Below are 25208 nucleotides of genomic sequence, written 5' to 3'. Positions count from 1 at the left end.
GCATAATATATATTATTGGTAATACAATATAAAATATAAGAACTAAAAGAGGTCTTTGTTAATAAATTATAATAAATAGTCAATTAATAAGACCTTGAAAAAGTTGTTTTATTATGTTATACTTCAAAAAACTAAATTTTAGGAGAATATAAAATGAATACTATTAAAGGATTATTATTACATCATCATATGCATCATTAAAGAGGCTTGCTTTATGGAAAAAATTTCTCCATAGATACAAGCCTAAAGGTATTTAAAAGGTATTGTATCTGTGAGTTGGTGATGTATTGTTTATATACAAGGACCCTTGTGCAGGTATAATTACCTGCACTTTTTTTATTGTATAAGAAAGTTAATTAATATAAAACATATAAATCAATAAAAAAAGAAGGGGTTGTAGGGGAAAAGTTCCCCTGCCTGTTCTGAAGGAAGGTGCTCAGATTGCGATAGCAATCGTCGAAGGAAACCATAGGGTTTCCTAGCGAAGCATACGAAGTATGTCTTTTTTATTATTTGAAAAATACAGGAAGGGAGAAATCATTATGAAATTTAGAACTAAACCAGTAAAAGGAACCTTTGAAGTATTACCAGAGGACATGGAATTACGTAATTGGGTGAAAGAAACTATTAATAAAGTATATGCTAGCAGAGGTTATACCCAAATAGAGACACCTTGCATTGAGAACTTAGAACTACTTAATAATAGTGATGGTGGTGAAAATTTAAGATTACTATTTAAGATTTTAAAAAGAGGAGAGAAACTAAAGTTTGATGATTTATCTGAAAATGCTTTATGTGACTTAGGGTTAAGATTTGATTTGACATTACCACTGAGTAGATTTTATGCTAACAATAGAAATGATTTACCTATGCCTTTTAAGGCCTTTCAAATGGGATATGTATGGAGAGCTGAAAGACCACAGAAGGGAAGATTTCGCCAATTTACACAATGCGATATAGATATTATAGGAGATAAAAGTATTTATGCGGAGATAGACTTAATGATTACAGTACCAAAGGCTTTATATGAGCTAGGATTTGAAAACTTTACTATTAAAATTAATGACAGAAGACTACTTAAAGAATTAGTGTTGTCAGCTGGATTTGAAGAAGATGATTTTAATACAGTATGTATTACAGTAGATAAAATGGATAAGGTAGGTAATCAAGGTGTTGTTGAGGAATTAGTATCAAAGGGATTTGCAAAAGATAAAATAGATAATTTAATGAAAAATTTAAATAGTGATTTGAGTACTTTTGACAATGAATATTCAAAGGAACTTGAGAAATTGATTAATGTGGTAAGTAAAAAATATCCTATTGTATTTGATTCTACACTAGTAAGGGGAATGGGCTATTATACAGGACCTATCTTTGAAATAGTGAGTGACGAGTTTAAAGGCTCTATAGCTGGTGGAGGTAGGTATGATAATCTTCTAAACAAATTCCAAAAGGAACCTATCCCAGCTGTAGGATTCTCTATAGGTTTTGAAAGAATCATATCTATATTCAAAGAAAATGGATTCAAAATACCAAATAAAAAGAAGAAAATAGGCCTAGTTTTTATAGATGATAAATATATTGATAAAGCCATAAGTATGTCAGAAGAATTGATTAGTGATGGAAATATAGTATCCGTATACAATTTCAATAAAAATAAAATAGATAAGAGAATGAAAAGATTAAGAAATGAAGGATATGAAGAAATAATAATAGTTGATGAGAAATAAGTAAAAAAGATTCCCACAGGGGAATCTTTTTTACTTAGGTATAGAATTTACATATTTTATATGGATAAACTACTTCCAAACTAAAGTTATATGAACTTACTTGGGTCATATAAATAAAAACGTTTATATGGTAAGTCACTATCAGACTATAAAGTGTGAATATTATAATCGCGGTAGAAGGTTCACAATTGTTTGCAGCATAGGATGTTCTGATGTTCCACCTTCTAAAAATTTTTTATTCATATTCCCTTGTAAGTAGCTAGAGTTTATTTGGTTTTGAAGTGGTTTAGGTATAGAATAGATAAAGGGGATGGGACAGCTTATATAAAATATGAGAGAAAAACTATGGAGGATTAATATGAAGAAATTAACTATTATAAGTATGGGAAAAATTACTGGAAATAGAATTAGAGAGCAAATAGAAAAGTTGATAGGGTCCTATATAAATATAGAAGTGCTTCAAACAAGATATGTTAGACATATGGAATTAGATACGGATTTAATATTATTTACAAGTGATGTGGTAGCATCCATAGTTTTAAGGGAAATGAAAGGGCAAATAGATTATGTAATAGCTAAAAGGGTAATAAATCATAAAAATATACAAAGTATAATAAGTTTGCCTCCGTCCACAGAAGTACTACTTGTAAATGATAGTGAGGACTCTGCATTAGAAGCTATTGAACAATTGAGAGAGATTGGTTTTGAAGATTTAATATATCATCCTGTTTATCCAGGGGTTGAGGAATTTCCTAAACTACACATTGCCATAACACCTGGGGAAGAGCAATTGGTACCATCCTATGTGACCCATGTAATGAATATTGGAACTAGAATAGTAGACATAAATACTATCCATGAAATTCTATCCTATCTCAAAATAGAGAAGAATATAAATATGAATTTAACAACTCAATATGTAAAGGATATAGTTAAAATATCTAAATCCATAGAAATAAATCGTAGAATAGCAAGGGAATCGGAAAAGTTGTTAGAAGGAATTTTTAATAACGTGGAATCTGGAATTGGGTATGTGGACAATTTAGGCCGTATAATAAGAACTAATTATAAACTTGATAGTATGTTAGGAAAGAAGAAAAAAGATCTATATATGAAGAGAATTCAAGAATATATATTAGAATTAGACTTCTCTAAAAAGACTAGTGAATCCATAATAACTGAAATAGAAGGTAGACAAATTTTAGTGAATATAGATGAAATAGTCTTTGAACATCACATTGGATATATTGTTTATATGGAATATACGGATAGAATATCAAAACTCAATCAAAAAATTAAGAAAAACTATGAGAAGCAATTTGTAAATAAATTATACACATTAAAGGATTATATGACTAGCAATGAAGATGTTAAGAAAATTATTAAGCTTGCAGAAAAATTTTCTAAGACCGATGGAACTATTTTAATACAGGGAGAAAATGGTACGGGAAAGGAAATTATAGCTCAAGGAATTCACGTCAATTCCTATAGGCGAAACAAACCCTTTGTTCCAGTTAATATAGCAGCCATAACTCCTAATCTATTGGAAAGTGAATTATTTGGATATGAAGAAGGGGCCTTTACGGGAGCACAAAAGGGAGGAAAGGCTGGATTGTTTGAGATGGCCAATGGAGGAACTATATTTATAGATGAAATTGGAGATGCGCCCTTAGATTTTCAAGTGAAACTATTAAGGGTCCTTCAAGAAAAGAGGATAAGACGTGTAGGTGGAGCTGAAGAAATATTAGTGGATGTAAGGATTATTGGAGCTACTAATAAAAATCTCATAAAGCTAATAGATAAAGAGAAGTTTAGGGAAGATTTATTTTTTAGATTAAATATATTACCATTAAAAACTGTTCCTTTAAGAAGGAGAAAAGAGGATATTAATTATCTGTTAAATCATTTTACTATGATATATTTTAATGACAGAAATATATCATGTATAAACCAGGTAATAGAAAAGGATGCTATAGAATTTTTACAGAATTACAAGTGGCGGGGCAATGTTAGGGAATTAATAAATGTGGTAGAATATATATCCCTATTATATGAAGGAAAAAAATTAAGTGTAAATGAACTTCCCCATTATATGATTGATGAAAGTGAAAAGGATGAAAAAATATTTTTAGATAAAAACGAATTATGGGTATTAGAAAAAATAAATGACAATAGGGGAATTGGAAGAAATAAATTAAAGAGTATGGCTGAAAAAGAAGAATTTCCTATAGGAGAGGGAAAAATAAGGGGCATAATTGGAAAGTTAAAGAAAAAACAATTGATTAAGAATGAAGATGGAAAAGGTGGATGTATGATCACTAAAAGGGGAATGGGCATATTAGAATCTTATAACCTATAACATGGATGATTATGACCTGGAAGTGGATAATTTTATCCATAAATAAAAGAGTTATAAGAAGAATTTGTTAGAAAATAGAGAAAAGTTAGTAAAAACACATGGCACGAAAATTGCGATAAGAATATACAAAATAAAATTAAGGAGGAAATGTAATGTCTGTAAGAGAAAAGAGAAAGCCTTCGTTAGGGCAGGGACTAATTCCTATTATATTTATGGTATTGTCTTTAGCAATTGGTTATGGGTATTTTAAGTTTAGAACAGAGCCCCTACTTATTTTATCGGCTTTTGTGGCTGGAGTCATAGCCTGGAAGTTAGGATATAGTTGGAAGGAAATGCAAGAGGCTATTATTGAAAAAATAGCTAGAGCACTTCCTGCAACTCTTATCCTATGGAGTGTGGGATTTTTAATTGGTTCTTGGATGTTCTCAGGAACAGTGCCTATGATAATTTACTATGGTGTTCAGATTGTTAATCCTAAATTTTTATTAGTTACGGCATTTATAATAACTGCCATAGTATCTACGGTAACAGGAACTTCTTGGGGATCTGCTGGAACTATAGGGGTTGCTATTATGGGTATAGCAGGTGGTCTTGGAGTATCATTACCTGCAACAGCAGGAGCTGTAGTTGCTGGAGCATATTTTGGAGACAAAATATCACCCTTATCTGATACTACAAATCTTGCACCAATAGCTGCAGGAAGTGAATTATACGAACATATTAAGCATATGTTATATACTACTGTACCAGCGTCAATTATATCAATTATTGTATACTTTGTAGTTGGTCTTAATGCTTCTGGGAACATAAATACTCCAGAGACTGTAAATGTAATGTTAAATCAATTAGACGCAATGTTTAGTTGGAATATTGTTTTGATTCTTCCTGTAATATTAATTATTATTGGGTCCGTTAAAAAATGGCCTACCATACCCACTATGCTAGGAACGAGCTTGTTCTCTGTCTGTTTAGGAGTATTTGTTCAAGGATTTACTTTTAAAAATGGTTTTACAGCCATAGTAAAAGGTTTTAATGTAAGTATGACAGGATATGAAGGTGAAGTAATTTGGGAAGTAACTCGTCTTATAAATAGGGGTGGGGTAGTATCTGTTACAGGAACTACAGTACTTATATTCTGTGCTATGGGATTTGCAGGTATTGTAAGTAAAGCAGGAATGCTTGATGTTGTTTTACAAGAAATAATGAAGAGAGTAAAATCAACAAGTGGAATTATATTATCAACTATAGGATCTTGTTTTACGGTGGCCTTTGTAACAGGAAGTTCCTACTTATCAATATTAATTCCTGGAGAACTATTTAAAGATGTATATAAGAAGAAAAATTTACATGCGAAAAACTTATCTAGAACATTAGAAGATTCAGGAACCGTATTAGTTCCATTAATACCTTGGTCAGCAGCTGGTGCATATATGGCATCTACCTTAGGGGTAAGTACAGTTGAATATTTACCTTGGGCTGTTTTAAATTATATGGGAATCGTAGTTGCCATAATACTAGCCATAACGGGTATAGGAATAGCTAAGATAGATGATACAGGAGAAGATAAAAAGCAAAGGGCATAAAGGAGTAGACTTATGATTTTAATTAAGAATATTCAAGTGTATACACCAAAATATATTGGGAAAAAAGATGTACTATTAGGGGGAGAAAAAATTCTTCGTATAGATGACATGATCCATATGGAGAATGACAAAGTAGAAATACTTGATGGAACGGGTAAAAAAATGGTACCAGGATTTATTGATCAGCACGTTCATATTACTGGCGGTGGCGGTGAAGGTAGCTTTAAAACTCGAGTTCCAGAAATAACTTTAAGTAAGTTAACTAAAGGTGGAATAACTACCGTATTAGGATTGTTAGGTACGGATGGAACTACGAGAAGTATAGAAAATTTAGTTGCAAAGGCAAAGGGTTTGAAGGAAGAAGGCCTATCCGTATATTTGGCAACGGGTTCCTATGAATATCCAACTATAACTTTAACAGAATCTATTAAAAAGGATATATTATTCATAGATGAGATAATAGGAGTTAAAATAGCTTTATCAGACCATAGATCATCTCATGTGACAAAGGATCAATTAAAGCAGGTAGCTTCAGAAGCTCGTGTGGCAGGAATGCTTTCTGATAAGGCAGGTATAGTAATCGTTCATATGGGAAATGGTAAAAAGGGATTAAAACCTATTAAAGATATAATAAATGATTCAGATCTACCAATAGGAACTATAAGGCCTACCCATGTGAATAGAAAAGTGGAATTATTACATGAATCCTTTGAATTTGCCAAAGAGGGTGGTTATATAGACTTAACTTGCGGAATATATGAAGATTTAAGACCAGGAAAAGTTATAAAGATGGCTATAGAAGAGAATGTTCCTATGGATAATATAACCATAAGCTCAGATGGATATGGTAGTTGGTCTAAATACGATTCTAAGGGAAATATGACACAAATAGGTGTATCCCAAGTAGATACTTTATATGAAGAATTTAAGTATATGGTGAAAAGTAATTCCTTTGAAATGGAAGAGGCCCTTAGATTTTTCACAAGTAACGTGGCAAAGGGATTAAAACTATATCCAAAGAAGGGATCCATAGAAGAAGGTTCCTGTGGAGATGTTTTAATAGTAGATGAAAATTTAGATATAGACACGGTAATAGCTCGAGGTAAGATTATGATATTAAATAAGGATATAATTGTGAGGGGCACCTACGAATAAATGTAAAGAGGCTACTATGTATAAAAATAGTAGTCTCTTTTGATTTTAATTTTGTGGATTTTAGGGTATAATTAGAATGAAATTAATTATCAACACTAGGAGGAATGATTTTATGGAAAAACATAATTGTGGTTGTAACAATGGTGAGCATGAGCATAAGCATGAGCATAAGCATGAAGATGGAGGTTGCTGCGGTGGAGGTTGTGGACATCATTCCCATGAAGAAGCTGCAAAGATGTACTTAACTTTAGATGATGGAGAAGAGTTAGAATGTGAAGTTATAGGTGTATTTGAAGTAGAAAATAAAGAGTATATAGCTTTACTTCCTGTGGGAGAAGAAGATGCATTTATATATACTTTTGAAGAAACAGAAGAAGGTCCAGTTTTAGATCAGATAGAAAGTGACGAAGAATTTGAAATAGTTGCTAAAGCTTTTAAAGAATTATTTCAATAGATATACCATTATACGAGGTGTAAGATGAGCAATATAAAGTGTAAGATTTGTGAAAGTCATACTACCTTAATATTAGATACTCAATTTAATCATGAGTATTTTAAATGTGGAGAGTGTGACTTCATATTCCAAAGTAATGTTCATCATGTTTCCTATGAAGAAGAGAGAAATGTATATGATAAGCATAATAATTCTTTGGAAGATGAAAAATATGTGGCTAGATTTGAAAACTTTCTAGATAAGGCAACTGGTGAATTTGTACATAAGGGAGATTCTCTAGATTATGGTTCAGGACCAGAGCCTGTATTATCTGTATTATTAGAAAGAAGAGGATTCAACTCATACATATATGATAGACATTATGCAAAGGATGTGGATTATAAGTCAAGAAAATATGATTTAATAACTTCCACAGAAGTTTTTGAACACTTTCATGAGCCTATCTGTGATATTAAGAATATAGTAGATCTTTTGAAGGAAAAGGGTGTACTGGCTGTAATGACCATGTTTCCTCCTAAAGATATAGAAGTCTTTAAAGATTGGTGGTATAGAAGGGACCCTACACATATATCCTTTTACTCACTAAAAACCTTTGAAAAGATAGCTGAAATTTTTAATTTGGAAATACTATATAGTGATGACAAATCAATAATATCATTTAGGAAAAAATAAATAAAAAGACGGTTATTAACTATTTAATAACCGTCTTTCTATTTATTGACAACAGGGACCTCTGCCTAGGCCTCTACCTGTTCCTTTACCTCTACCAAAGCCTAGTCTCATACCTTTTCCAGTTCCTCTATTTTGTCCTGGATATTCACAAGTTTCCAATCTTTCTTTAATGAATTTCTTATATTCTGCAGCCTTCTCTTCAGTTAAAGTACCTTCTTTAACCATTTCGTCAATTCTTTCCATCTTCTTTTCTAGTATTTCTTCTTTACTTAGACCAGAATTGCTAAAGTAACCTTTACTTGGTGTTGTATCATCTGCAAAGGCAACTATAGATACGGAAAGTACTAATATGATAGTTAGTACTAAAGAAATTAATTTTTTCATGTTATCTCTCCTTTCTTTTAACTATAGTGTATCCTTTTAATGTGACAGTTTTGTGGCAATAAAAGGGCAATTAAATATTTTTAAATCTTGTCTCATATTTTTAGCATATTAGGAGAAAAAAACTATACAATTAAATTAGGAGGGGTATTATGAATAAGAAAAAAGTATTGAAAATTGTACTCTTAATCATATGTGTAGCATTGATTTTATTTGGTATAAGATATATGACAAAGTCAAAACATGAAAACATTATAGGAAAATCAGAATTATTTGAAGGTAAATATAAAAAGTTAGAACCTCACTTGGAAATTATAAGCGGCTGTGTAAAAGTTGATTATGAGGGGGAAGGTAAAAAATTAAAAAGTATTTATGAAATTTGGGAGAATGGAAAGGTTAAAAATACGGGAAATTTAATGGAAGTTGATTTTAAAGAAGAGATTAAGGGTGAATTTTCCATATCCTTAAAGGAAGTTTATGATGATGATAATGACTCAGAGTTTAAAATGATAACAGTTTTTTCACAGGAGGAAGGAAATACCACATCCATACAATTCATAGACAAATTTGAGTCCGGCCTTTATTATGAGATGAAAAAAATAGAAAAGGATAAAGAAATAGAATTAGGAGAAAAAATTCCAGTTTGGTTATTATATGCTTATGAAGGAGAAAATTTCGAAAGCAGTGAATCTATGGACGAGGATGCAAAGAAGTCTAAATGGGCATTAGAAGTAAAACTTATTATGGAGTAACTATAAAAATCCATGTTTTATATTATATAAAACATGGATTTTTTTTAACATAAAATTTTAATAATGAAAGAATACTAAAAGTGTATTAAGTATAAAGGGTAGACCAATTATTATTATTAAAAAAAGGAATGATTTTATGAAAATCCGATTTGGTTATGTGGCTATTGCTCTTAAACTAGGGAAAATCACCACATCTAGCAACCTTACATTTGCTAGATATAAAACCCTATCAACAGAAAAAAAATTAATGGAGTTAAAACGAGTAACTAGATCAAATGTGGAAGCATTAGAGAAAATATTAAAGTATAATGGTAAAAATAATATACACTTTTATAGGATAACATCCAAACTAATACCCTTGGCAACTCATCCAGAAGTAGAGTGGGACTTTGAAAGGTATTTTTGTAGAGACTTAAAAATTATAGGAAATATAGTAAAAAAATATAACATGAGGGTAGATACCCATCCCGATCAATTTAATGTACTAAATAGTATTAAAGAGGATGTGATAGAAAAAACCATAAAGAATTTAATGCATCATAATAAACACTTTGAATGTATGGAATATCCTCAAGGGAAAATGGTTATACATATAGGGTCCAGCCAAGGGGGAAAAAAGCAGGCAACTAAAAGGTTAATTGAAAACTTTCATAAACTGCCCGATATTTTAAAGGGTAGATTAATATTTGAAAACGATGATAAAACCTTTACTGCAAAGGAAGTACTTGACATTTGTGATGAAATTAAGGCACCTATGGTATTAGATATACATCATCATCTTTGTAATAATAAAGGTGAAAAAATAAAAGATATTATAAAACCCATATTTGATACATGGGAGGGTGAATATTTTCCTCCTAAAATCCACATATCTAGCCCTAAAGAGGGGGGGAACGATAGGAAACATGCAGATTACATTAGAATAGAAGATTTCATTGGTTTTATAGAAAAATGCCAGCATTTAAATAGGGATTTTGATGTGATGATAGAAGCTAAAAAGAAAGATTTAGCCATGTTTAATTTAATTGAAAAAATAAAAGAAAATAAACCAGAATGGAAATGGATTGATGAAACTACATTGGAAATTTAAAGATGTGACTAGGTCCCATTTTTATTTTTTTATATGGTATCATATGGTTGAGGTGAGAACTATGAAGAAAAACTGTTGAGGACCTGTTAATAGTGTTGGGGAAACACTAAAAAAAGAGTCTTGTCCTAAATGCGGTAATAAGGGAGAGCTAATTAAACCTATAACTGTAAGGCACTTAGTGAAAGATAATAGGCACATTTCAGAGAAAGAGTATTTTTTATGTAAAGACAGTAAATGTGACGTAGTATATTATTCAGGTAATGTTGTAATAGAAAAGGATAAAATTAAAGTTCCAGTGGCTTTTAAGGAAGATGCCAATCCAAAATATATATGTTATTGTAGCGAGATTACAGAAGAAAAAGTAATAAGGGTAGTTAGGGAACATGGAGCTAGAACTATAGTTGAAGTAAATAAAATAGCTGGTACTATGGGTAAATGTAATTGTGAAATTGAAAATCCATCTGGAAAATGTTGCGGAAGTGAAATATTAAAGATAATAGAGAAGGAAGATTAATGCTATTAGAAGTTTGTATATATAGATTCTTATGATTTCATAGAAACTAAAAAAGTTGATAGCAGTTATAGAGACTACTATCAACTAAATATTAAAATAATTTCTTTAAAGTTGAGGATGCTTCTTTAGGGCAATTGGCTTTTAAAATACATGAGGATATGGCTATTCCATGTATTTTTTTATTTGAAATTTCACATGCATTGTCTAAATTAATTCCACCTATGGCATAGATTGGAATATTAATATGGGATTGAATATGATACAAAGTATTTAAATCTACATGTTGGGCATCATTTTTTGTGGTAGTAGGAAATATGGCTCCTACTCCTATGTAATGGGCTCCCTTTTCTTCAGCTTCCTTTGCATCTTCAATGTTATTGGCAGAAATACCTATGATTTTATCTTTACCAAGAATTTTTTTTGCAATGTCTATAGATAAATCACTTTGTCCTAGGTGAATGCCGTGGGCATCAACAGCTAAAGCAATATCTATCCTATCATTTACTATGAAAAGAGCACCGTGTTTTTCACATAGTTCTTTCATCTCCATAGCCCTTTCATAAAATTCCCTTGAACTTGCAGACTTTTCTCTGATTTGAACTATGGTGCATCCTCCTTCTATGGCCTTTTCAACCCTTTGTAAAAGTTCCTGAAAGGAAAAATTAAACATGTCCGTTACTAAATATAGTTTTTTATCATCTAGATTATACATATTCCACATTCATCTCCTTAGAAATTGTATCATATTCCATATTGTATACGGCGTCTATTAAATATGTTTTAAAGGACTTAGAACCAGAATCATTAGAGAGGCGTCTAGCTGCAATTTCTCCGCTAATACACATGGTTAAAATGGCAAGGGAAGCACTAGTTAAAGGGGATAGACCAACCCCTACAAAAGATCCTATTAAAGAAGCACTCATACATCCTGTTCCTGTAATGGACCCAAGAAGGGGAGTACCATTTTTTAATACTAAGGTAGTTTCACCATCAGATACTATATCTTCTTGTCCTGTAATGACAATTACACAATTTAGTTTTTTAGCTAATTCTCTTGCAATATTGTGGGAATTAGAATCCATATCTATAGAATCTACACCACGAGATTTTGTACTAAGACCTGCTATGGTCTTTATTTCAGATAGGTTTCCCTTTATGATAGCAAAATCTATTTCTTCTATTAATTTTTTTGTAGTTTCGTATCTAAAGGTAGTAGCTCCTGCTCCTACTGGATCTAAAATTACAGGAGTTCCACATTCATTGGCTTTTTTTCCTGCTTTTATCATGGATTTTACAGTTCTTTCATTTAAAGTTCCTATATTTATTACTAAAGAACTACTCATACTAACCATTTCTTCTACCTCTTCTATGGCATCTGCCATAACGGGAGATGCTCCTATAGCCAAGGTCATATCAGCACAAATATGGGCCGTCACATAGTTAGTTATGTGATGAACTAATGGTGAATTACTTTTTAGTAGTGAAAATGCCTTTTCAAATTCATTATTAAGCATGATTACTCCTCCTTTTTATTATATAGATTGTAGAAGTGATTAGTAGGACCTACTCCCTTTCCAATTGATATTCCATGGGCAATGGCAGTAGAAATATAATCTTTAGAGTATTTAACTGCATCTACCAAATCAAATCCCTTAGCTAAATGGGCAGCTATGGCTGAAGATAAAGTACAACCCGTACCATGGGTATGAATACAATCTATACGTTTTTCTTCAAATATATGATAGTTTTCTCCGTCATAGAGAACGTCTATGGCATCACCTTCTAAGTGACCACCCTTTACTAAAACATTTTCAGGTCCTAGCTTATGAAGATCCTTTGCAGCTTTTTTCATGTCTTCTACAGTTTTAATCTCATAACCTAATATATCCTGTGCTTCAAGTAAATTTGGTGTGATTATGTAGGCAATAGGGAAAAGTTCCTTTACTAAAGCGTCCTTTGATTCTTTTTTTAATAAATCAAAGCCACTTTTAGATATCATAACTGGATCAACTACTAATTTAGGTAAAGAAAATTTTTTAAGGGATTTAGATATGGCTTCTATAATATCTATAGTAGATACCATACCTATCTTTATAGCATCTATTTTTATGTCATCAAATAATACTTCAATTTGTTTAGACACTATTTCAGGATCAATGTTTTGAGTTGCAAAAACTCCCTGGGTATTTTGAGCTGTTATGGCTGTAATAACACTCATACCGTAAGTTTCAAGGGCACTAAAAGCCTTTAAATCTGCCTGAATTCCAGCTCCACCACAGGAATCAGACCCGGCAATGGTTAAACAATGTTTCAATATAATCACTCTCCTTAAAAATAAAAAAACATGTACCAACAATAGGTACATGCTCAATAGATTCTATGCATATTAAAGGTGCTTTCCTACGCTGGTATTATCCAGATCAGGTCAAGGGTTAAAGAATTATCATTCTTACTCTCAGACAGTAACACTGACTCCCCTAGCCAAATATTTACTTTAGGTTAATCTTACTATAAGAATAAAAAATGGTCAATACGAAATAAATGAGGATTAAATTGACATATTAGGTAAATATTAATATTATTGAAATATGCTTTAAGAGGAGATGATAAATAGGTGAAATTTGCAGATATGAAATATAAAAGACCTAATATGGAAGAACTTAAAAATACATTTAATAAATTATTGTTAAGCTTTGAGGAAGCTCATGACTTTGAAACTGAGAATAAATTATTGTTGGAAATTAATAATTTAAGAGTTGAATTTGAATCCATGGAACAAATTGTATATATTAGGCATACCATAAACACAAAGGAAGAATTCTATGAAAAGGAACAGGAATTCTTTGATGAGAATAAACCTGAGTATGACGATTTAGTTTCAAAATTTTATAAGACTTTAATGAAATCGAATAACATTGAAGAATTAAAGGATAAATGGGGAGAACAGTTATTCACCATAGCCAGTCTGACCATAGATACCTTTAGTGAAGACATAATAGATGACTTAAAAGAAGAAAATAAACTTATGAGTGAATACACTAAAGTATTGGCCGCAGCTTCCATTAATTTCAATGGTGAAGTATGTAATTTATCTCAAATGAGACCTTATCAAATGAATGAGGATAGAAATACAAGAAAAGAAGCCAATGAAGCCAAATATGAGTTTTTTGAAGAAAATGAAGAAAAATTAGACACTATCTATGATAATTTAGTTAGGGTAAGAACTAACATAGCTAAAAAATTAGGCTATGAAAATTTTACTCACTTAGGATATAAAAGAATGTTAAGATCCGATTATACTCCTGAGATGGTGGCCACATTTAGGGAGGAAGTATTAAAATATATAGTGCCCTTTTGTACTGAATTAAGAGAAATGCAAAGAAAAGAATTAGGTGTAAATAAATTAAAGTACTATGATGAATTAATCACCTTTAAAGATGGTAATGCAAATTTAGCCGGAGACCCAGAGTATATACTTAAAATGGGAGAGAGAATGTATAATGAATTATCTCCTGAAACGAAAATATTTTTTAAAGATATGGTAGAAAAAAATTGTATGGATTTACTTAGCAAAAAAGGAAAATCACCTGGAGGATATTGTACTTACATAGGCAGTTTTAATATGCCTTATATATTCTCAAACTTTAATGGAACTATAGATGATGTGGATGTATTAACTCATGAAGCTGGTCATGCTTTTCAAGTTTATGAGAGTAGAGAATATGATTTAGTAGAATATAAGTTTCCAACCCTAGATGCATGTGAAATCCATTCCATGAGCATGGAATTTTTAACTTGGCCTTGGATGAATCTGTTTTTTGGAGAAGAAGCTGACAAATATAGATATGGTCATTTAATAAATTCCATATTATTCATACCATATGGTGTATTAGTTGACGAATTTCAGCATATAATATATAACAACCCACAGATGAATCCTGTGGAAAGAAAAAGAGCTTGGAGAGAATTGGAAAAAAAATATTTACCCCATAGGGATTATGAAAATAATCAATTCTTAGAAAGGGGTTCATATTGGTATCAACAGGGTCATATATTTAAAAATCCATTTTACTATATTGACTACACATTGGCACAAATATGTGCATTCCAATTCTGGTCAAAGGCTAATAAAAACAGACAAGAAGCATGGCAAGACTATATAAACCTATGTAAACGTGGTGGAAGTTTGTCTTTCTTAAAGCTAGTTAAAAGCGCCACATTAAAAAGTCCCTTTGAAAGGGGTGTAATAGAACCTATTGTACAGGAAATCAAAAACTGGATAGATAAAAAATAAAAAAACTTTTCAAAAAGTATTGACAAATGTTTTTGTGTCATGTACAATTATCATCAATAAAAGAAAACCTCAGTAATAAAAACTGTGACGAGAAGAGTAATTAAAGAAGGTAGTCTTAGCGAGTTGGTGACGGTGAAAGACCAACACGAAATCTTTAATGAAGAACATCTCTGAGTTTCTAACCGAAATCGCAAGAAAGTAGGCTTAGACGGAACCAAACCGTTATCTAGTGGACAGTATCGATTATATACCAATCCGTACTGATAAAGAGGGCATATTGCCAATTTAGGGTGGTACCGCGGAAATTCAACCTTTCGTCCCTGCTAAGTAGCAGGGGTGGAAGGTTTTTTTAATACCCAAAAAAGGAATAGAGCCAATTATGGAATGAATATAATCGGAATATTAAGAAGATTACGAATATTGTGAAAAAACAAGAGGAGGAAGAATTATGTATAAACTATTTGTACCAGAAGAATACACACCAGTATTAGATGTTATTGAAACAGAGGTAGCTATTAAGAAAGTGAAAGATTTCTTTGAAAGAGCATTAGCTGAGGAATTAAACTTAACTAGAGTATCAGCACCATTATTTGTAGCACCAGAGACGGGAACAAATGATGATTTAAATGGAATAGAAAGAGCCGTAGGATTTGATGTGAAGGGAATTGGAGGAAAGGAAGTTCAAATAGTTCATTCCTTAGCAAAATGGAAGAGAATGGCTTTATATAGATATGGATTTGAAGAAGCAACTGGACTATATACAGATATGAATGCAATAAGAAGAGATGAAGAGCTTACTAACTTACATTCTATCTATGTAGATCAATGGGATTGGGAAAAGATAATTAAAAAGGAAGACAGAACTGAAGAAAAATTAAAGGAAATTGTAAGCGGTATCTATAGAGTATTCAAAGCTACAGAAGATTTCGTAGGAGAAGAAGTATATGATGATTATGAAAAGTTTTTACCAGAAGAGATATTCTTTGTAACAGCTCAAGAACTAGAAGATATGTATCCAGAATTTACATCAAAGGAAAGGGAGACTGCTATTTGTAAAAAGCATAAAGCTGTATTCATTATGAAGATTGGTGGAGATTTAAAATCAGGAGAGAAACACGATGGCCGTGCTCCAGATTATGATGACTGGGAATTAAACGGAGATATAGTTTTCTGGAACCCAATACTTGAGTCTGCATTTGAATTATCTTCAATGGGAATAAGAGTTGATGAGGAATCTTTAGAAAGACAGTTAACCATATCTGGATGTGAAGATAAAAAAGAATTACAATACCACAGAATGTTATTAGATAAGGAATTACCATATACAGTAGGTGGTGGAATTGGTCAATCAAGAATTTGTATGTTCTTCTTAAGAAAGGCCCATATAGGAGAAGTTCAAGCATCAATTTGGCCAGTTGAAATGATGCTTGCATGTGAAAGAGCAAACATTCAATTATTATAAGAGAATAATATGCTAATAGGGATTGTTAGCCCTCTATATATAATTAAAGTGTCTAAATTATAAAAGTGTATAAGCTAACATTCCTTTATAAATACTAGTTTCTTAATAAAGAAGCTAGTATTTTTTTATGGGATATTTGAAAATGTGTGAGTGTTGTTCACAATGGATGAACTACAGGTAAAATGTTATAAAATATACTAGAAATGGGAAATGTATGACTATGAGGAGGTGACATATATTGAAAGAACACCTTACTAATAGTCAAATTTCATTTATAATTTTCGGTGTAATTGTAGGGTACGGCATTATGCCCCTTACTAAAGATATTGTAGAAAAATCAGGAACAGGAGGATGGTTTGCCTTATTAATTGCAATAGTAATAGCTATTATTTTCACATATATATTTACATATCTTGGATATGTTCATGAAAATAAAACAATAGATGAGTATAGTGAGGTATTAACTGGAAAATTTATAACATATATATTCATCAGTATATACATTATATATTATTTTTTTGCATTTACTATTACAACAAGAATAGTTAGCGAAGCAGTTAAGCTTAGCATTTTAATAAAAACACCTATATGGACATTGAATTTACTTATATTTTTAATTTCGTACTATGCAGTAATAAAAGGATTGAAAAGTATTGCAAGGCTTTGTGAAATATATGGTGTGGTCATTATTATAGGGCTTTTAGTTACAATTGTATCCTTATTTACGCAAGGCAAATTAATCAATTTGCAACCCTTTTTTGTTGTAGAAGATATAAAGACATATTTTAAAGCAATTCCAGTGACAATAGGCCCATTAATGGGGATGGAATTAATTGGTATAATACCTCTTCATAGAAAAATAAATAATAAAAAAATATTTAAATATACAGTTTTTATGGTAGCTTTCATAGGAATTCTTTATATACTTGAAGTGGAAGCTTGTGTGACTATCATGGGACATTCCGTTATACATTATAAAGCTGCATTGCTGGCTGCAGTACGAAGAACCGAAATTAAGGCTTTTGAATTCTTAAGCAGACTGGATGGTATTGTTATAGCATTTTGGTTAATGTCTGTATTTTGTACAATTACCCTATGGGCATATGGGACAGTTTTTTTTATTCATAAATATTGTAGGAAGATGAAATTTAATCGTGTTGCATTCATTGTGATTGCTTTGTCTTTTATTGTATCAATGATTCCAAAAACTATAAATCAAGCGGAGGAAGTTTATAAGTATATAGGATATATGGGGTTCGTAGCCGCAGGAGTTATACCAATCATATTACTTATAATTACAAAGATAAAAAAATATGATATAAAATCTTAATAAATTATTACTTAAGAAAAACTACTATGTTTAATGAAAAACAAGTTTTACTAATGTAAATACTCCTTGAGTATGAATACTCAAGGAGTTATAAAAATTAATATAAACCTGTATTTGTAGGATTCATATTACCACTTTCTTTAACTTTTTTCTTTACGTGTTGAACTTCTGCTTGGCCTACTGAAGTAGAATTAGTTAAACCTACTCCTGTTGTTCCTGCTGTCATACCTGTAGTAGGAGTTTGTGCCATAGTTCCGCTAGTACCCATATTTTCCTTTGCATTTTGAACTTCTGCTGCTCCTACTGAAGTAGAATTACTTAAGCTTGCTCCTGCTCCTGGTGTCATACCTGGAGTAAGTCCTTGTCCCATTGGTGTAGTATTTTTTCTTGCCTTAGGTGCTTTACCTTTTTTCATTATTAGTATACCTCCAATTATTTTGTTTGTAAGCGATAATGCTTACATATATTATTATGGGAATAATACGTATTATTATAAGCTGTAAATAGTTTATAATTTTACTAATAATGTAAATATGGATAGAAAAGAATAATTATTAAATTTTTAGAAATCTTTTATTTTAAATTACACATTGAGTATTGACAAAGTTTTACAATGAGTATAATCGATTAGAGGATACAAGTGAGTACTTAAAGGAAAGGTTAGGTTATTATTTAAAGTTCTTTTAAATAAGGCCCTTAAGATGAAACTTGTAACGGTTGTAAGTACATTTGTAATATTAATACCTGTAATGAAAGTATTAATACCACAACTACCCTCTGAGTTTTTCCCCTATGCAGACAAAGATATACTTTATATAGATATTGAAACAGAACTTGCAGGAAATATGGATGCCACAGAAAAACTAACAGATAAAATTGCTGAACTTATAATGAAAGAGCCAGAAATTACAAGTTGTACAGTGGCAGTAGGAAACGGACTTCCAAAGTTTTACCTTACTTTGCCTACTGCAACACCATCAAAAGATTTTGGATAGTTGGCTTGTAAATTTCATTTGGGAGACAAAAGGACGAAAAGGTTTAATGATAAGCAAGAATTAGCAGAATATGTACAGAATGTGATCAATGAAAATATTTCTGGTGGAAAAGCTACTGTGAAGCTTCTTGCAAATGCAGCGCCTTCAGAAGCAAAGGTTGTTATGAGGGTTTCAGGTGATAATTTAGATCGATTAAGAGAAGTAAAGAATGCACTAGAAGCTGAAATTGCAAAGATTCCAGGAACTTCAAATATAAGGGATGATATGAAGGATGAGACATTTCAGCTTGAAGTAAATGTAGATGAAGATAAGGCAAGTAATCTAGGCATTAGGAAATATGATATTCAAAAGCAAATAAACGTTGCTTTATATGGATCAAAGACTTCTGTTTATAGAAAAGATGGTGAACAATATAATATATTAATACAAAGTAATATAGGTAACACATCAGCACTAGAAAATCTTGAAATAAAATCTTCTATAACAGGTAAAAAGATACCACTGAAACAGTTTGCAACTGTAGGCATTGGCTCTAAACTAGACAGCATAGGTACTTATAATGGCGAACAATCTGTTGAAATACTACTAAATGAACTTCCAGGGTATAATGCTGTAGCAATTGAAAATATAATTGAATATGAGGTTTTACCAAAGGTAGATACATCTGGAACGAAGATTACCTTTGATGGAGAAAGAGAAGAAATGGCTACAACCTTTGGAAAGGTTATGTTACTGGCCGTATGTGCTGTATTCCTTATTTATATTGTTCTATTAATTCAGTTTAGGTCTTTTATACAGCCTCTTGTAATTCTTGTTACGGTACCACTTTCACTAATCGGTTCAGGTATAGGATTGTTTATATTTAAAAAGCCTTTGTCTTTAACAGCGGTTTTAGGGATTATTGCCCTTATAGGTCTGGTTGTTAAGAATGGTATATTACTCCTTGAGTATATTAATGATGCAAGAAAAGAAGGGTATAACATAGATGAAGCTTGTGTGGACGCTGTAGGGAAGAGATTTAATGCTATTATTCTTAGTGCACTGACTACTATTGTAGGTCTTATTCCTCTCGCTATTTCAGGAAGTGGTTTGTTTGGACCCATGGCAATATCGTTGATGTTTGGTCTTTTAGTTTCAACCTTCTTAACGATGGTTGTTATTCCTGTAATTTATAGTATGATTGAAAATTTTTTAGAAAATAGAAATAAAGAAGTATTAATTAAAACAGAGGAATAGATAGGATAATATAATTAATTTTCATATTTACAAAAACCACCTTTTTAAACATGTGAAAAACTATAAAAAGGTGGTTTTTTCGTATTTATAGCTAAGAGATAATAGTCAGAATTGATTTTTGTATTAGACACATGTTAAAATAAACCATGTAGAAAAATGAAATATTTTGCAATTAATTGTAAAATATAAGTGTGCATTACAAAAAATAGTAAAAGGGGTTTTTTAACAAAATATGACCACTGGTCACAAATAACATTTACAAGGGGGAAATTTATGAAATTTACAATTAAAACCAAAGTAATTATTCTAGTTTTAGCACTAACAATAATACCTCTTTCAATTTTAGGAACCACATCTTATGTAAAAGCAAAAACATCATTGGAAGAACAATTCAAAAATTCTATGGAGGCCTTAAATAACGACATAAAGGAATCCACTCAAAACTATTTTGAAGGATATACACATGGTATTGAAATGATTAGTAAAAATGTTGATGCAGAACAGATACTAATTCATCCTGAATACGAACCTTTTTTGATGGAATTATTTGAAGATTACATAAGCAGTTATAAGGACGCTTCTCAAATATACATGGGAACTATCGATGGTAATTTTAGAATTTATCCTAAAGTAGATATGGGAAATGATTATGATCCTAGGGTAAGACCTTGGTACAAAAAGGCCGTGGAAAAGCAAACTACTATTTTTACAGATATATATAGGGATGTAGTTAGTGGAAAGCTTGCAATTTCATGTGCAGCTCCAGTTTATGAAAGTGCAGATAAAAATAAATTGGTTGGTGTAGTGGCTATAACAATGCCAATAGATAAATTATCTGAAAAAGTAAGTGCTATAAAAGTAGGAGAAAAAGGATATCCATATATACTAGATTCTAATGGAAATTTTATTACACATAAAAATAGTGAATTAATCGGAAAAGAAATACATGTACCTGAAATAAAAGAGATTTTAAAGGGAAGTTTAGAAGCAGGAATTGTAGATTATGAATGGAAAGAAACTGATGGGACTATATCCAAAAAGTTTTCTGCATATAAAAAAATGCCAGAGTTTGGGTGGACCGTTTTATCTGCAATGTACATGGATGAAATTCATGATGAGACGAAAGGTATATTAATTAATAGTGGATTAATAGGAATAATTATATTTATAATAGCATCAGGTGCAGGTATACTATTTGCAGGGAAGATGACAAATAATGTAAAAACTATATTGGATACTATGGATAAAGTGAAAGATGGAGATTTCACTGCAAAATTAAATATAAAATCAAGTGATGAAATTGGTTTAATGGCAGATAGCTTTAATGTTATGATAGAAAATGTGAAAGGCCTTTTAGTAGATGCAAAGCAGGTGAGTGAAGAAGTATCAGGAGCAGCAATGAGCTTAGCGGCTACATCGGAAGAAGTTAGTGCATCAAGTGATGAAGTAGCAAGATCAGTTGAAGAAATAGCAACAGGTGCTAGCGAACAAGCAGGGGATGCAGAAGAAGGGGCTAGGCTTGCATCTAATTTAGATGATAAATTTAGTAAATTAGCAAATAATACTGAAATCATGTCTAAAAATGCAAATGAAGCAATGGACATAAATATAGAAGGTGTTAGTGTAGTAAAAGAACTTAAAGAAAAAACCAATTTGAATAATCAATCTATTAATAAAATAGAATCAGCAATAAAACAATTAAGTGAAAAATCTAATCATATTGAAAATATACTAGAAACAATAAGATCTATATCAGAGCAGACAAATTTATTGGCACTGAATGCATCTATAGAGGCAGCAAGAGCAGGAGAAGCTGGAAAGGGCTTTGCAGTAGTAGCTGAAGAGATAAGAAAACTTGCTGAAGGTTCAAGTACTGCAACGGATGAAATAAAAGGAATAGTAGATGCCATTCAGCAGGAAAACAAGAACACAGTTGAGATTATGAACGAAGTAAAAAATATTTCATTAGATCAGACAAAGTCTGTACAAGATGTAAACAATGCATTTGAAAAAATATCAAAATCAATAGATATTATTACAAATGAAATAGAGGATGTTAGCAAATATGTTGTTGAGGTAATACAAGATAAGGATTTAATCGTTAAATCCATAGAAAATATTTCAGCAGTATCAGAAGAAACTGCTGCAGCATCTCAACAAGTTAATGCATCTGTTCAGCAGCAAGTTACCACCATTGAAGAGGTTGCTGAAAGTGCCCAAAGGCTAAATGAACTTTCTTTACAACTTAATAATCAAATAGATAAATTTAAAATATAAGTTTATTTTAAAAGTCCTATATTATTAAAAGTAATATAGGACTTTTGTTATTATATGTAATATATAAGAATGGTTTATCCATTATTTATGTTGTATTGGGTTAATTTTAATGAAAGAATAATTTGATAATAAGTACTAAATCATTTCTTTGAATTATGTTGAATGTAAGAAGGAATGATTTTTTTATTATTAGATGTAGTTTTCAAAAAAGTTTGGGAGGAGTATATACAAAACGGAGAAATCAAATAATAAAGTAGTATAAGATGAGGAATATCTCATAGCCATCAAGCTAAATTGGCAGTTAAGACTTTAATAATTAATGTTGAAAAATTAGCTATTAAGAACTGTTTATTTGAGTCATTTGAAAATACAAATAAAGAAGTGTTAGATAAGTTAAGTGATACGCTAGATTTACTAAATAAAAAATAATATTTTAATTCATATATCTAAAGGAGGTGCTTTTTCATATGTTAATCTCAAATCATGATATTGAAAATATTTCTGTAGAAGAAATAAAAAAAGCAATGGAAAATGGTTCTATTTTATTGGATATACGTGCTAAAGAAGATTATAATGATGTACATATAACAAATGCCATTAATATACCATTTCAATCTTTAAGATGTGAACTAAATCAATTAGATAAAGATAAAGAAATCTTAGTAATATGTTACATAGGAGAAAGTAGTAAAAGAGCTACTTATCTTCTACGTCAATTAGGCTTTAATGCTAAAAATATACATGGAGGAATGAATGCTTGGAAACAATATGAAATTAATATAAGGGAAAGATGATGGAGCAAGCATGGAGGCGTTAGACCAATTCACATCAAGATTAAAAGATCGTATAGATAAAGGGTAGTGTAGCTGTTCAATAGACTGATTGTGAATATGAAGTCTTCATTAGTGACATTTAGTGATTTTGATGAAGGTGTAATAATATACAAGTATACTTAAAAAGTCAAAAGTTCTATATTAGAAATAATATAGGATTTTTATTACTATTCATTCATTATGTCACACCATTAGTAACCGTTCTATTTCACCTATATATTGTAGAATTATGTTAGATAATGTATAATAATTCTAACTGTTAAATTTACATTCATAGTGAAAATAGAGAAAGTTTAGGAGAGATATATGGTTATGAAAAAAAATACAAATACTATAAAATTATTCTTCTTGAATTATTTACCTGAAAAACAACTACATTATAAGGAAAAAATATTTCCGTTGAAAATTGTACTTAGTTATATTTTTATAGCTCAATTATGGATAATGCTCTCCGATAAAATTTTAGTATTGACTATCAATGATATAGTTCTTCTGAATAAAATTCAAACTTTTAAAGGAAGTTTTTTTATTATTGTCACATCTATTTTTCTTTATCATCTTTGTATAACTTTATCAGAAACAAAACATTCAGTGGAAAAAGAAATTAAAAGAAATAAGGTTCAAGCACAATTTTTTGCCAATTTATCTCACGACTTAAAAACGCCATTAAACCTGATTTTCACTTCTATGCAAATGTTAGAATTACATTGGAATGGCACACTTGAAAATCCTAATAAATACATAAATATTATGCGTCAGAATTGTTATAGGCTCATAAAATTAATAAATAATACTACTGATATTACAAAATTTGATTCTGGATTTTCTCATATAAAATTAAAAGATTATAATATTATAAGAGTTGTTGAAGATATTTCATTATCTGTTGTTGAATACATAGAACATAAAGGAATTAAAATTGTATTTGATACGGATATAGAAGAAAAGATTATAGCTTGTGACCCTGAGAAAATTGAAAGAATTATGCTAAATCTTCTTTCAAATGCAGCAAAGTTTACAAAAGAAGGTGGAGTAATATGGGTTAATATCTATGATAAAGTAGAAAATATCCACATTTCAGTAAAAGATACAGGTCCAGGAATACCACAAGAAAAGCAAAAAATAATTTTTGACCGATTTATGCAAATAAATAATTCTCATATACAAGAACATGAAGGAAGTGGCATAGGTTTATCTGTAGTAAAATCATTAGTTGAAATGCATAAAGGTAAAATTTCGTGCATTAGTGAGTATGGAAAGGGAAGTGAGTTTATAATAGAACTTCCAGTTATAAATATATCTAAAGAGAGGGATATATACGAACAAATTACCAATCAGGACCAAAATGATTTTATAGAAAAAATTAATATTGAGTTTTCAGACATATATATTAATTATTCCAATAAAATAAAAGCCTCATAGTATTAATACTAGGAGGCTTTTATATGTCTTAAATATTTTTATCATTTCAAAGTGCCTTCTATGCGTATATATCTGAAAACTCAATGCTGATCCTTTCCACATTGGGCTGACTTGTTGCTGCAATTTCTCCATGTACGTGAAGTTCTTCATCTTCTAATGTTGCTGGTAGTTCTAGTAGAAATGTACTTCCCTTTGCAATTTCACTTTCTACAGTGATAAAACCCTTATGTAGTTCTACAATTGATTTTACAAGAGATAGACCTATGCCACTTCCTTCTGCTTTTCGATGTAATGAAGCATCCACTTGTCTAAATCTATCAAATATTTTTTCTTTCATATCTTGTGGTATGCCTAATCCTGTATCTTTTACACAAATAAGTATACTTTCTCCTTCATCATGTATATGTACCTTTATAATTCCATCAGGTTCTGTGAATTTTACTGCATTAGAAAGTAGGTTTAACATAACTCGTTCAAGTTTTTCTGCATCACAGGCAATGATTTTTTCTTCTATGTCTGTATCAAAAATAAGCTTAATGCCTTTACTTTCTACATATTCAGCTACAGATAAAGTAATATCTTCTACAACACTGACAATGTTATAATTTTTAAATTGCATCTTCATATAACCCGAATCAATCTTCGTAATATCAATTAAATTATTAATGA

22 protein-coding genes, 2 pseudogenes, 1 riboswitch and 1 other annotated feature are annotated in these 25208 nt (G+C 30.7%); of the genes and pseudogenes, 18 read left to right on the top strand and 6 right to left on the bottom strand.

The window, feature by feature from the left end; translation table 11 throughout:
* Positions 1-542 precede the first annotated feature (542 nt).
* The 6 genes from hisS (at position 543) to CCE28_RS20505 (ending at position 7953) form a co-directional block, all read left to right on the top strand.
* A complete protein-coding gene (gene hisS / locus CCE28_RS20530) occupies positions 543-1730 on the top strand; it encodes a histidine--tRNA ligase (protein ID WP_095135895.1) in 1188 nt (395 codons plus the stop codon).
* 358 nt (positions 1731-2088) lie between these two features.
* Positions 2089-4089, top strand: a complete 2001-nt coding sequence (locus tag CCE28_RS20525) for a sigma-54 interaction domain-containing protein (RefSeq protein WP_176461947.1) — start codon at positions 2089-2091, stop codon at positions 4087-4089.
* Between the two features lie 152 nt (positions 4090-4241).
* A complete protein-coding gene (nhaC, locus tag CCE28_RS20520) occupies positions 4242-5672 on the top strand; it encodes a Na+/H+ antiporter NhaC (protein WP_095135891.1) in 1431 nt (476 codons plus the stop codon).
* Between the two features lie 12 nt (positions 5673-5684).
* Positions 5685-6827, top strand: a complete 1143-nt coding sequence (iadA, locus tag CCE28_RS20515; protein ID WP_095135889.1) for a beta-aspartyl-peptidase — start codon at positions 5685-5687, stop codon at positions 6825-6827.
* A gap of 112 nt (positions 6828-6939) precedes the next feature.
* Positions 6940-7281: a DUF1292 domain-containing protein gene (locus CCE28_RS20510; RefSeq protein ID WP_095135887.1), complete on the top strand. Its 342-nt coding sequence runs from the start codon at positions 6940-6942 to the stop codon at positions 7279-7281.
* A gap of 24 nt (positions 7282-7305) precedes the next feature.
* Positions 7306-7953 carry a class I SAM-dependent methyltransferase gene (locus tag CCE28_RS20505; protein ID WP_095135885.1) on the top strand — a complete coding sequence of 216 codons (648 nt, stop codon included), beginning with the start codon at positions 7306-7308 and terminating at the stop codon, positions 7951-7953.
* 42 nt (positions 7954-7995) lie between these two features.
* Here the strand turns inward: CCE28_RS20505 and CCE28_RS20500 are convergent, their stop codons facing one another.
* The gene (locus CCE28_RS20500) at positions 7996-8337 is read right to left on the bottom strand and encodes a hypothetical protein (RefSeq protein WP_095135883.1); all 342 of its coding nucleotides are present in this window, start codon (positions 8335-8337) and stop codon (positions 7996-7998) included.
* Positions 8338-8486: 149 nt separating this feature from the next.
* Between CCE28_RS20500 and CCE28_RS20495 the strand changes: the two genes are divergently transcribed.
* From CCE28_RS20495 to CCE28_RS20485, 3 genes and pseudogenes are all read left to right on the top strand, one after another.
* Positions 8487-9086, top strand: a complete 600-nt coding sequence (locus tag CCE28_RS20495; RefSeq protein WP_095135881.1) for a hypothetical protein — start codon at positions 8487-8489, stop codon at positions 9084-9086.
* A gap of 136 nt (positions 9087-9222) precedes the next feature.
* On the top strand, positions 9223-10176 hold the full coding sequence (gene uvsE / locus CCE28_RS20490) for a UV DNA damage repair endonuclease UvsE (RefSeq protein ID WP_095135879.1): 954 nt from the start codon (positions 9223-9225) through the stop codon (positions 10174-10176).
* A gap of 124 nt (positions 10177-10300) precedes the next feature.
* A pseudogene (locus CCE28_RS20485) lies at positions 10301-10690 on the top strand (Csac_0668 family 2Fe-2S cluster-binding (seleno)protein); the annotation flags it as partial.
* A 91-nt stretch (positions 10691-10781) separates the two neighbouring features.
* Here the strand turns inward: CCE28_RS20485 and thiE are convergent.
* Genes thiE through thiD form a run of 3 tightly spaced genes read right to left on the bottom strand, consistent with a single transcriptional unit; the run spans position 10782 to position 13004 of the window.
* On the bottom strand, positions 10782-11402 hold the full coding sequence (thiE, locus tag CCE28_RS20480; protein WP_095135875.1) for a thiamine phosphate synthase: 621 nt from the start codon (positions 11400-11402) through the stop codon (positions 10782-10784).
* Entirely contained in the window at positions 11395-12204 is an 810-nt protein-coding gene (gene thiM, locus CCE28_RS20475) for a hydroxyethylthiazole kinase (protein WP_095135873.1), read from the bottom strand. The genes thiE and thiM overlap by 8 nt, the downstream gene beginning before the upstream one ends.
* 2 nt (positions 12205-12206) lie before the next feature.
* Complete coding sequence (gene thiD, locus CCE28_RS20470; RefSeq protein WP_095135871.1) at positions 12207-13004, bottom strand: bifunctional hydroxymethylpyrimidine kinase/phosphomethylpyrimidine kinase; 798 nt, start codon at positions 13002-13004, stop codon at positions 12207-12209.
* Between the two features lie 66 nt (positions 13005-13070).
* A riboswitch (TPP riboswitch) is annotated at positions 13071-13179 on the bottom strand.
* Positions 13180-13304: 125 nt separating this feature from the next.
* Between thiD and CCE28_RS20465 the strand changes: the two genes are divergently transcribed.
* The 3 genes from CCE28_RS20465 to CCE28_RS20455 all read left to right on the top strand — a co-directional run bounded on the left by CCE28_RS20465 (position 13305) and on the right by CCE28_RS20455 (position 17776).
* Positions 13305-14984, top strand: a complete 1680-nt coding sequence (locus CCE28_RS20465) for a M3 family oligoendopeptidase (protein WP_095135869.1) — start codon at positions 13305-13307, stop codon at positions 14982-14984.
* A 75-nt stretch (positions 14985-15059) separates the two neighbouring features.
* Positions 15060-15309, top strand: a binding site (T-box leader).
* 123 nt (positions 15310-15432) lie between these two features.
* Positions 15433-16446 carry an aspartate--ammonia ligase gene (asnA, locus tag CCE28_RS20460; protein ID WP_095135867.1) on the top strand — a complete coding sequence of 338 codons (1014 nt, stop codon included), beginning with the start codon at positions 15433-15435 and terminating at the stop codon, positions 16444-16446.
* Between the two features lie 238 nt (positions 16447-16684).
* Entirely contained in the window at positions 16685-17776 is a 1092-nt protein-coding gene (locus CCE28_RS20455) for a GerAB/ArcD/ProY family transporter (protein ID WP_176461946.1), read from the top strand.
* Between the two features lie 97 nt (positions 17777-17873).
* On the opposite strand, the gene CCE28_RS20450 is transcribed toward CCE28_RS20455, so the two are convergent.
* Complete coding sequence (locus tag CCE28_RS20450) at positions 17874-18191, bottom strand: hypothetical protein (protein WP_095135863.1); 318 nt, start codon at positions 18189-18191, stop codon at positions 17874-17876.
* 268 nt (positions 18192-18459) lie between these two features.
* Here CCE28_RS20450 and CCE28_RS20445 point away from each other — a divergent pair.
* From CCE28_RS20445 to CCE28_RS20425, 6 genes and pseudogenes are all read left to right on the top strand, one after another.
* Positions 18460-18771, top strand: a pseudogene (locus tag CCE28_RS20445) (efflux RND transporter permease subunit); the annotation flags it as partial.
* Positions 18772-20007, top strand: coding sequence for an efflux RND transporter permease subunit (locus tag CCE28_RS20440; protein ID WP_095135860.1), 1236 nt, complete (start codon positions 18772-18774; stop codon positions 20005-20007).
* A 273-nt stretch (positions 20008-20280) separates the two neighbouring features.
* The gene (locus CCE28_RS20435) at positions 20281-22284 is read left to right on the top strand and encodes a methyl-accepting chemotaxis protein (protein ID WP_095135858.1); all 2004 of its coding nucleotides are present in this window, start codon (positions 20281-20283) and stop codon (positions 22282-22284) included.
* A 294-nt stretch (positions 22285-22578) separates the two neighbouring features.
* Positions 22579-22713 (top strand): hypothetical protein, encoded by a 135-nt coding sequence (locus CCE28_RS22810; protein ID WP_278277631.1) that lies wholly within the window; start codon positions 22579-22581, stop codon positions 22711-22713.
* Positions 22714-22751: 38 nt separating this feature from the next.
* Positions 22752-23078, top strand: a complete 327-nt coding sequence (locus CCE28_RS20430) for a rhodanese-like domain-containing protein (RefSeq protein ID WP_095135856.1) — start codon at positions 22752-22754, stop codon at positions 23076-23078.
* A gap of 351 nt (positions 23079-23429) precedes the next feature.
* Positions 23430-24539, top strand: coding sequence for a sensor histidine kinase (locus CCE28_RS20425; protein WP_242973045.1), 1110 nt, complete (start codon positions 23430-23432; stop codon positions 24537-24539).
* Between the two features lie 58 nt (positions 24540-24597).
* Here CCE28_RS20425 and CCE28_RS20420 read toward each other — a convergent pair.
* Positions 24598-25208: sensor histidine kinase (locus CCE28_RS20420; protein ID WP_141228400.1), on the bottom strand; the 611-nt coding region annotated here is incomplete at its 5' end.

Origin of the sequence: Anaeromicrobium sediminis (assembly GCF_002270055.1) — a bacterium.
Lineage (GTDB): Bacteria > Bacillota > Clostridia > Peptostreptococcales > Thermotaleaceae > Anaeromicrobium > Anaeromicrobium sediminis.
Note: the sequence above shows the minus strand (reverse complement) of the source record. Positions and strands in the feature narration are given on the sequence as shown.